The sequence below is a fragment of the Bartonella sp. AP57NXGY genome (genome assembly GCF_042195805.1).
Taxonomy (GTDB): Bacteria; Pseudomonadota; Alphaproteobacteria; order Rhizobiales; family Rhizobiaceae; genus Bartonella.
This window is the reverse complement of sequence record NZ_JBHIOZ010000500.1, coordinates 1-736: the sequence shown is the minus strand read 5'-3', so window position 1 is coordinate 736 and position 736 is coordinate 1. Positions and strand designations below refer to the sequence as shown.

Genomic DNA, 736 nt, shown 5'->3' with positions numbered 1-736 from the left:
AAGACGAACCCTACAGCCAAACTGCAGGCGATGCATCAACTGATCAATGCATTGCCATCTTTGAGTTTAACGCAGCGATTTATGATGTTATTATCGCAAGTTGAGGTTTCGGCGGCTCAGGGTAAGGTCATGGCTCCCGTAAGCGACGGTAGTTGTCTTAAAATTATCTTGCTGATGCCGTGGATTATTGCATTGGCGCGCTCTTCCCAACAGTTTTCCGATTTTCCGGAGATCGAAAATTGCAATACCTTGGAGCTTGCTTTTTGGTTAGTATTAACTAGCAAGGAAGCTTCTTCCGACTGGGATATTAATGTGCTTTGCGGGTGCATGTCTCTACTGCTGGGCGGGTTTGGTACTGTGACACCCACAACCACCATGGTAAGATTTATTATCAGTACCAAGAGCGACGTCATTTCTGCACTAATCGGTGGGTTTAGTGCCATTGGCTCCGTGCATATGGGAGCCTGCAAATATGCTATCATGCGACTTTCTGGTGTCCTCCATGAGATTGAAGCCGGGAATCTTAAGGCGGCGGTAACGCATTATTGCAAAGACAAACCCTGGCCAAGGTTTGGTCATCCGATTATGCAATGGGATGTCCGGGTTGATTTCTTTTTTTCACGCTTTCAGGTGCCTATGTGCCCCTTCAGTTCGCTTGTGCGATCTATTTCGGACAATACAGGACTGCAACCCAATGTCGATTTTCTAATTGCAAGCATCATGAGCAAACATCGGG

The 736-nt window shown here is 46.7% G+C and carries 1 protein-coding gene; it reads left to right on the top strand.

The window, feature by feature from the left end; translation table 11 throughout:
• Positions 1 to 81: 81 nt before the first annotated feature.
• Positions 82 to 736: hypothetical protein (locus tag ACFIL8_RS11700; RefSeq protein WP_375689947.1), on the top strand; the 655-nt coding region annotated here is incomplete at its 3' end.